Genomic DNA, 7,752 nt, shown 5'->3' with positions numbered 1-7,752 from the left:
ATGATCAGTACAGAGCCACCCATGCCTGGGTAGACGGAAGAGACGGGTGCGGCGATCATGCCCGCGAGCACCGCGATGGCGACGCCGATCGCGAATACGATGCGATACAGCAGCGATATGTTGATGCCTAGCGACTGCACCATCTCGCGGTTGGTCGCGCCGGCCCGCACCATCATGCCCACCCGCGTTTTCTTGAGCGCCGCGTACATCGCGGCGGCCAGCAGCACGCATACGCCCGAAATGAAGAGCCGGTACACCGGGTACGTCATGTCGTTGCCGATCGCGATGCCGCCGGACAGCCAGTCGGGGACGGGCACCCCGTGCACGTCGTCCCCTACGAGGATGCTGCGCATTTCTTCGATCACCAGAATCAGGCCGTAGGTCAGGAGCACCTGCTGCAGGTGTTCGCGCTCATAGAGGAAGCTAAAGAAGCACCATTCCAGCAGGTAGCCGAACAAGACGGCCAGCGCGATGCCCAGCAGCAACGCCGCGACGAAGTTGCCGGTCAACGACGACAGCGTGAACGCCAGGTACGCGCCGATCATGTAAAAGCTGCCGTGGGCCAGGTTGATCACGCCCATGATGCCGAAGATCAGCGTCAATCCGCTGGCGATCAAGAACAGCAGCAGGCCGTACTGCACGCTGTTCAGGCACTGGATCAAGAAAGTCGTCAAATCCATCGCTCACTCCCGTCGGGCCGCCGCCGCAAGTCGCGGTCGCGCCTTACATCTTGCAGCCGCGCGCCGGGTCGGCGAGGGCGGGCACTGCAACGCTGACGAATTGGTTGGTCTTGTTCTCGACCTTGCGCAGGTAAATGTCCTGTACCGGGTTGTGCGCCCTGGACATCGTGAATGCGCCACGCGGGCTGTCGAGCTTGGCCTGCTCCATGCCCTTGATCACGGCTTCGCGCTTGCCGATGTCGCCGTTCGCGGCCTTCAGTCCCGCGTCGAGGAGCTGTGCGGCGTCGTAGCCCTGTACGGCGTAGACGTCGGGCTGGAGCTTGTACGATTTTTCATATGCGGCGCGGAAGGCCTTGTCCTTGGGCAACGTCAGGCCGTCGGCATAGTGCAGCGTGGTCAGCAGTCCATCGGCGGCGGCGCCTTGCGCTTCCAGCGTGCCGTCGGTCAGGAAGCCGGGGCCATAGAGCGGGATTTTGTCTTTCAGGCCCGCCGCGGCGTAGTCCTTGACGAACTTGACCGCGCCGCCGCCGGCGAAGAACACGTATACGGCATCGGGCTTGAGCGCGGCGATTTCGGTCAACAGGGCCTGGAATTCGACGTTGGGGAAGGGCAGGTGCAGGTGCTTGATGACCTTGCCGCCCTTCGATTCAAAACCTTCCTTGAAACCGTTGGTCGACTCGTCGCCCGCGGCGTACTTCCAGCTCAGCGTGACGGCCGTCTTGTGTTTGAACTGGGTTGCGGCCACCAGCCCCATCGCATAGGCGGGCTGCCAGTTGCTGAAGGAAGAGCGGAAAATGTTGGGCGCGCACAGTGGGCCGGTCACATCGTCGGCGCCCGCGTTGGGGATGATGAGCAGCGTCTTGGTGTCTTTTGCGACCTTCGCCATGGCCATGGCCACGCCCGAGTGCACGGTGCCGACCAGCACGTCGACCTGGTCGCGCTTGACGAGCTTGTTGGCGTTGTCCGAGGCCTTGGCCGGGTCGGATTCGTCGTCTACCTTGAAGTACTCGATGTCGCGTCCGGCCAGCTTGCCGCCTTGCTCCTGCACGTACAGGCGGAACCCGTTCTCGATCGCGGTGCCGAGCGCCGAATAGGTGCCGGTGTAGGGCAGCATCAGCCCGACCTTCACCTTGCTCGGAGCCTGGGCCGATGCCGTCGAGGCAAGGCAGGACGCGGCGAACATCGCGGCGGCGAGGATGGCGGATTGGCGTTTCGAAGCGTTCATTTCTTGTCTCCTGGCGGGCGGGCATCGGGCGGCGCCGCCCCTTTCTTGGTGGAAAAAGTCGATGCGCCCTGTGGCTGCGCATCGCGGTGACGCCCGAAGTTCTCCGGACGGCTCATCGGTGGTGGCGCCGGATGAAGGCCACGCAGGCCTCGATCAGCTTCGCCGGCTGGTCGCGGTGCGGCGAATGGCCGCAATCCTCCAGCTTCAGCAGCTCGGCATGCGGGACTTCTTCGGCAATGCCGTCTATCTGCGCCATGGTGCCGTACTCGTCGTCGTAGCCCTGGACGGCGAGGACGGGGCAGCGGATGTCGGGCAAGAGCGCCTTGATGTTCCAGCGCTTGAATTCGGGGTTGAGCCAGACGTCGTTCCAGCCCCAGAAGGCCGAATCGGGATCGGCGTGGTAGCGGGCGAGCTTGCTGCGCAGGTCGGTGGTGACGTAGCCGTCGCGCGCCTGTTCGATGCTGGCCAGCGTGATCGACTCGACGAAGAGATGAGGCGCTGCAACGATCAGCCCTCCAACGCGGTCGGGAAACGCGGCGGCGTACATGAGCGCGATCGAGCCGCCGTCGCTATGGCCGTAGAGCCAGGGCGGGTCGGCGCGGGTGTCGTGGCCGATGGCCTCGAAGAATGCGGGCAGGAAATGACGGGCCTGTCTATGCATGAAGTCGACCGGCCATTTCTCGTGGCCGGGCCGCGGACTCGAGCGGCCGTAGCCCCAGCGCGACAGCACCAGGCCGCGGCAGCCGACGGCTTCGCAGAGGGTGCGCGGGAAATCCTTCCACATCGCCACCGAGCCCAGGCCCTCGTGCAGGAACACGAGCAACGGCTGCTGCGTACGCTGCGGCGCGATGAACACGTATTCGATGTCGTGGCGCTTGCCGTCCCAGGAAACGTCGGCGAAGCGCGTGGGGACAGCATCGGCGTCCGGGGTGGCGTAGGTGCGCCAAGGCAGCCCGGCGCGCAGCGGTTCGTTCGCGCTCATGCGTGCACCTCCTGCGATGCCTTGGCGCTTTCCCGCTCCCGCAGCCGGAACCGCTGGATCTTCCCCGTCGCGGTCTTGGGCAGGTCGCTGACGAACTCAATCTGGCGGGGGTATTTATGCGGTGCCAGGCGCGCTTTCACGAAGGCCTTGAGCTCGGCGTCCAGCGCGTCTCCGGCGGGCTGGCCGGGCTTGAGCACGACGTACGCCTTGGTCTTGGTCAGGCCGTCGTCGTCGGTGACGCCAATCACGGCGGCTTCGAGCACGGCGGGGTGCTGTACCAGCGTCGCTTCGACCTCGAAGGGCGAGACGTACTGGCCGCTCACTTTGAGCATGTCGTCGCTGCGGCCGGCGTAGGTGTAATAGCCGTCCGCATCGCGGCTGTATTTATCGCCGCTCTTGGTCCAGGCGCCCTGGAACGTCTCGCGGCTCTTTTCGCGGTTGTTCCAGTACATCAGCGCCGCGCTCGGGCCCCGGATGTAGAGGTCGCCGATTTCCCCCACGCCCACCGGCTTGCCGTCCTCGCCACGCAGTTCGACTTCGTAGCCCTCCACCGGTTTGCCGGTGGTGCCGTAGCGCACGTCGCCCACGCGGTTCGAAATGAAGATGTGCAGCATTTCGGTCGAGCCAATGCCGTCAATGATTTCGCAGCCGAAATGCGCGGTGAAGCGTTCTCCGATTTCCTGCGGGAGCGCCTCGCCCGCCGATGAGCACAGGCGTAGGGCGACGTCCTCGCGCGCGGGCAGCGCCGGGCTGGCCAGCATGCCGGCATAGCCGGTCGGGGCGCCGCAGAAGATCGTGGGCCGCAAGCGCGTCAGTCTTTCGAAACAGGCTTCGGGCGTGGGACGCCCGGCCATGAGCACGACGGAGGCGCCGACGCTGAGCGGAAAACTCAGCGCATTGCCCAGCCCGTAGGCGAAGAAGAGCTTGGCGGCCGAGAACACCGTGTCGCTCTCGCGCATGCCCAGGACGCGCTTGGCGTAAAGCTCGGCCGTCCAATAGGGGTTGGCGTGAGTGTGCACTGCGCCCTTGGGCTTGCCTGTGGAGCCGGAGGAATAGAGCCAGAACGCGGGCTCGTCTGCGAGCGTGTCGGCCGGGGCAGCCATGGGTTCGTGCGCGGCCAGCCAGTCGTCGAAGTCCAGCGCGCCGCCTAGGGGAGTGCCAGATTCGTCGCGCGATGCGACGATGTGCCGCACCCGGTGCCTGCTCGTTGCGAGCGCGGACGAAACCTTGGGCAGTAGCGAGCGCGAGGCCAGCACGGCGCGCGCCCGGCTGTGCTCGAGCATGTAGGCGTAATCGGCAGGCGTCAGCAGCGTATTGACCGCGACGGGCACGATGCCTGCGTAGAGCGCGCCGAGGAAGCTGACGGGCCAGTCGGTGCAGTCGTTCATCAACAGCAGCACGCGGTCTTCCGGGCGCAGGTCTAGGTCCAGCAGCGCGGAGGCGGCCCGGCGGACTTTTTCGTCGAGTTCGCCGTACGTCATGCAACCGCGGTCGTCGATGTAGGCTGTCTTGGCGGCGCGTCCTGCATTGAGCGCCAGCAGATGGCCGGCGAAATTGAACTCCGCAGGTGGGGCGGCACAGTCGGCAAGCATGGTCGTCTCCTCACTCCAATCAATGCTCGTTTTCCGGCTCCCGTCAGGCAGTGCGTGCGCCGGAATGTGCTCGATGTCTCGTTTGCGCGGGCCTAGGGCCCACCGGCGCCCAGCCCGTCGAGGACGGATCCGGCGCCTTGGATCGCGGTGCGGCGGTGATAGAACTGCAGCGCCCGCAACCCTCCCAGCTCCTCGCCACCGCCGGCGCGACCCGGGCCGCCGTGCAGCGACATGGGCATCACGTTCCCGTGGCCGCTGTGCGTGGCACCCACCGCGGGGGTGACCACGTGCAGGCGGCCGTGCGCGTCGGCCAGCTCGAGCGCGACGCGGGCGGCGAGCGCATCGTCGCCGGTGTAGATGGAGGTCACGAGTGAACCTTGTCCGAGGCGTACCTGGCGCGTCGCATCGTCCAGGTCGCGATAGGGCAGCAGTGTCGCCACCGGACCGAAGACTTCGATTTCGTGGACCGCCCCGGCCGAGGCGTCCGGTGCGCCGAGGAGGGTCGGCCCGATGCAGGCAGATACCGAGGGGTCGGCATCGACCAGGGGCGTTGCTTCGCCGTCGTGTAGTACCTCGGCGTGACGCCGCAGCTGCGCGATGCCGGCGCGGACGCTTTCCCATTGTGCGCGGCTGACCAGGGATCCCATGTGCACCGCGTCATTGCGCGGATCGCCCACGGTGATTTGCGCCAGGCGCGCCGAGATGGCACGGCCGGCGTCGGCATAGTGGGCCGCCGGAACGAAGATGCGCCGGATGGCCGTGCATTTTTGCCCGGACTTGACCGTCATCTCGCGCACCACCTCGTCGATCAGCAGGTCGAAGGCCGGCGAACCGGGCGGCGCGTCGGGAAGCAGCAATGCGCTGTTGAGGCTGTCGGCCTCGACGTTCACGCGTACCGAGCGCCGCACGACGGCGTCGTGCGCGCGGATGGCCGCGGCGGTGTCGGCCGAGCCGGTGAACGACACGACGTCGAAGGGCTGCAAGGCATCGAGCAGCCCCCGCGCGCTGCCGCAGGCGATGGACAATGCGCCGGGCGGCAGCACGCCTGCGGCGATGACGTCGGCCACCATGGCCTGCGCTAGCCAGGCCGTGGCGGTGGCCGGCTTGGCGACGACCGGCACGCCGGAGAGCAGGGCTGGAGCCGCTTTTTCCCAGAGCCCCCAGGCAGGGAAATTGAATGCGTTGATGAAGAGGGCGAGCCCACGCACCGGCACCGACACGTGCTGGCTTCGGAACGATCCGTCCTTGGCTAGCGGCACGGCCTCGCCGTCTGGCAGCCATCGTGCGTCGCCCAGCTCCGTGCCCCACCGGGCATACTGGCCGAGCGTGAAGATCGCGCCGTCGATGTCCACCGCCGAATCGCGGTGGGTGGTACCCGAATTGGCGAGTGCGATGTCGAAATAGCGGTCGCGGTTGGCCTTGAGCACGTCCGCGATCGCCGCCAATAGTCCCGCTCGCTCGCGATAGGTCAGCGCGCGCAGCGCGGTGCCACCCTCGTGGCGCGCATACTCGCATGCGGCGGCCAGGTCCAGGCCGGCGCTCGAGACCCGCGCGAGCTCGGCGCCCGATACAGGGTCGAACAGTGGGGCGCCGGGGCCGTCGCCGGCCTGCCAGCGTCCGGCCAGGAAGTTCGGTAGCAGTGTGCTCATGAGCGGGTGAATTCGATGGCGCCTTCGGGCAGCAGGTAGAGGACCAGGGCGCGCCCGCCCGCGACGGTGGGACGGTGCGCGCTGCCGGGCGGATACACTTTCCAGCCTGCCGGACTGCCGTCGAAGCTGGCCTGCGGGGTCTGCGGCATGACCATGTCGATCTCGCCGTTCGGGTGGACGTGATGCGGGCCCGCCACGTCGGCCATCTCCACCACGTCGACGGAAAAACCGGCCGTCTCGGGGCCGGGCTTGACGACGCGCCCGTAGCGCACGCCGCCGGCCTCGCGCTGGCAGAGCCAGCCTTCGCGCACGCCCGTCTCGCAAGCGCGCGTCATGTCGCGGAACCAATCGGAGTCGCACCCGTAATGCCGGTTGAGATGTGCTTCGAGCGTCTCGTCCACGGGCAGGCCGGCGATGGACTGCGTTATCTTCTGCACCAAGGATTCAAATGAATCGCGCATGAATTCGTCTCCTCAGGCATACTCAACTTCATGTTGCATCCGATGTCCATGAAGTATTGTGCATGTTCTTGAGGCGAGACAATACGCGTCATGGTCGGGTCATGTCAAAAAGAAAACCGCATCCTGCGGGTAAATCCCAGGAGCGCGCTTCGTCGTGCGAGCCAGTTCCGATGAAAGAAGAAGAGGTGGGTATTTCCGAGTCCGATCGCCTGGCGGCCGGCGGCGTGCCGGCGAAAGAGCCGTTCCTGGTTACCTTGGGCGATCGCATCCGTATCATCCGCGCGCGGCGCGGCCTGACCCGCAAGGCGACGGCGACGGCGGCGGGCATCTCCGAGCGCCACCTAGCCAATCTCGAGCTGGGCACGGGCAATGCCTCCATTCTCGTCCTGCTCCAGGTCTCCCAGGCGCTGCAGTGCTCGCTGGCGGAAATCCTCGGCGACGTGACCACCAGCAGCCCTGAGTGGTTGTTGATCCGCGAGTTGCTGGAGGGCCGCTCCGAAGCCGACCTGCATCGCGCGCGCAATGCGCTGTCGGAGTTGTTCGGCTCGCGTCGCGACAGCCACTCCCGGCTGTCGCGCATCGCGCTGGTCGGCCTGCGCGGCGCGGGCAAATCGACGTTGGGGCGGATGCTGGCGGAAGACCTCGGCTACGCCTTCATCGAGCTGAGCCGGGAGATCGAGAAGGTTGCCGGCTGTAGCATCGTCGAGATTCATTCGCTCTACGGCGCCAACGCGTACCGACGCTACGAGCGGCGAGCGCTGGAAGAGACCATCCAGATTTATCCGGAAGTCGTGATCGCGACGCCGGGCGGCCTCGTCTCGGACGTATCGACGTTCAATCTCCTGCTCACCCATTGCTACACGATCTGGCTGCAGGCCGATCCCGAGGACCACATGCGCCGCGTGGTGGCGCAGGGCGACTTCCGTCCCATGTCCGGCAGTCGCGAGGCGATGGAGGATCTCAAGCGGATCCTTGCCGGTCGCGCCGCGTTCTATGCCAAGGCCGATGCCCGCTACAACACCAGCGGCCATTCGCTGGAGGAAGCCTTCGAAGGCCTGCGGACTTTGGTGCGCAACGCTGCCGGGCTGATGGACTGGAACATGTGACGTGACCGGGCGCCCCCGGGGGGGGCGCCGGGGGCGGGGTCAGGGGTGGACCCCCGT

At 66.5% G+C, this 7,752-nt stretch carries 7 protein-coding genes; 1 reads left to right on the top strand and 6 read right to left on the bottom strand.

The window, feature by feature from the left end:
* From IRZ12_RS13750 to IRZ12_RS13725, 6 genes are all read right to left on the bottom strand, one after another.
* The coding region (locus IRZ12_RS13750) for a branched-chain amino acid ABC transporter permease (protein ID WP_296469443.1) at positions 1-680 on the bottom strand (680 nt) is incomplete at its 3' end.
* Positions 681-723: 43 nt separating this feature from the next.
* On the bottom strand, positions 724-1,863 hold the full coding sequence (locus IRZ12_RS13745; protein ID WP_296469445.1) for an ABC transporter substrate-binding protein: 1,140 nt from the start codon (positions 1,861-1,863) through the stop codon (positions 724-726).
* A gap of 154 nt (positions 1,864-2,017) precedes the next feature.
* The gene (locus tag IRZ12_RS13740; protein ID WP_296469440.1) at positions 2,018-2,887 is read right to left on the bottom strand and encodes an alpha/beta hydrolase; all 870 of its coding nucleotides are present in this window, start codon (positions 2,885-2,887) and stop codon (positions 2,018-2,020) included.
* Positions 2,884-4,479, bottom strand: a complete 1,596-nt coding sequence (locus IRZ12_RS13735; protein WP_296469439.1) for a benzoate-CoA ligase family protein — start codon at positions 4,477-4,479, stop codon at positions 2,884-2,886. The genes IRZ12_RS13740 and IRZ12_RS13735 overlap by 4 nt, the downstream gene beginning before the upstream one ends.
* Before the next feature lie 92 nt (positions 4,480-4,571).
* Complete coding sequence (locus tag IRZ12_RS13730) at positions 4,572-6,128, bottom strand: 3,4-dehydroadipyl-CoA semialdehyde dehydrogenase (protein ID WP_296469437.1); 1,557 nt, start codon at positions 6,126-6,128, stop codon at positions 4,572-4,574.
* The gene (locus tag IRZ12_RS13725) at positions 6,125-6,589 is read right to left on the bottom strand and encodes a DUF4863 family protein (protein ID WP_296469435.1); all 465 of its coding nucleotides are present in this window, start codon (positions 6,587-6,589) and stop codon (positions 6,125-6,127) included. The genes IRZ12_RS13730 and IRZ12_RS13725 overlap by 4 nt, the downstream gene beginning before the upstream one ends.
* Before the next feature lie 170 nt (positions 6,590-6,759).
* Here IRZ12_RS13725 and IRZ12_RS13720 point away from each other — a divergent pair, with 170 nt between their 5' ends.
* Positions 6,760-7,695: a helix-turn-helix transcriptional regulator gene (locus IRZ12_RS13720; protein WP_296469432.1), complete on the top strand. Its 936-nt coding sequence runs from the start codon at positions 6,760-6,762 to the stop codon at positions 7,693-7,695.
* The last annotated feature ends 57 nt before the right edge of the window (positions 7,696-7,752 follow it).

The sequence above is a fragment of the Pigmentiphaga sp. genome (assembly GCF_019689535.1).
Taxonomy (GTDB): Bacteria; Pseudomonadota; Gammaproteobacteria; order Burkholderiales; family Burkholderiaceae_B; genus Pigmentiphaga.
The sequence above is the reverse complement of the archived record's forward strand: the minus strand, read 5'-3'. Positions and strand labels throughout refer to the sequence as shown.

Excerpts from the sequence above, each read along its gene's own strand:
- IRZ12_RS13745 (WP_296469445.1), bottom strand. The coding sequence starts at position 1,863 with ATGTTCGCCGCGTCCTGCCTTGCCTCGACGGCATCGGCCCAGGCTCCG.
- IRZ12_RS13740 (WP_296469440.1), bottom strand. The coding sequence starts at position 2,887 with ATGAGCGCGAACGAACCGCTGCGCGCCGGGCTGCCTTGGCGCACCTAC.
- IRZ12_RS13735 (WP_296469439.1), bottom strand. The coding sequence starts at position 4,479 with ATGCTTGCCGACTGTGCCGCCCCACCTGCGGAGTTCAATTTCGCCGGC.
- IRZ12_RS13730 (WP_296469437.1), bottom strand. The coding sequence starts at position 6,128 with ATGAGCACACTGCTACCGAACTTCCTGGCCGGACGCTGGCAGGCCGGC.
- IRZ12_RS13725 (WP_296469435.1), bottom strand. The coding sequence starts at position 6,589 with ATGCGCGATTCATTTGAATCCTTGGTGCAGAAGATAACGCAGTCCATC.
- IRZ12_RS13720 (WP_296469432.1), top strand. The coding sequence starts at position 6,760 with ATGAAAGAAGAAGAGGTGGGTATTTCCGAGTCCGATCGCCTGGCGGCC.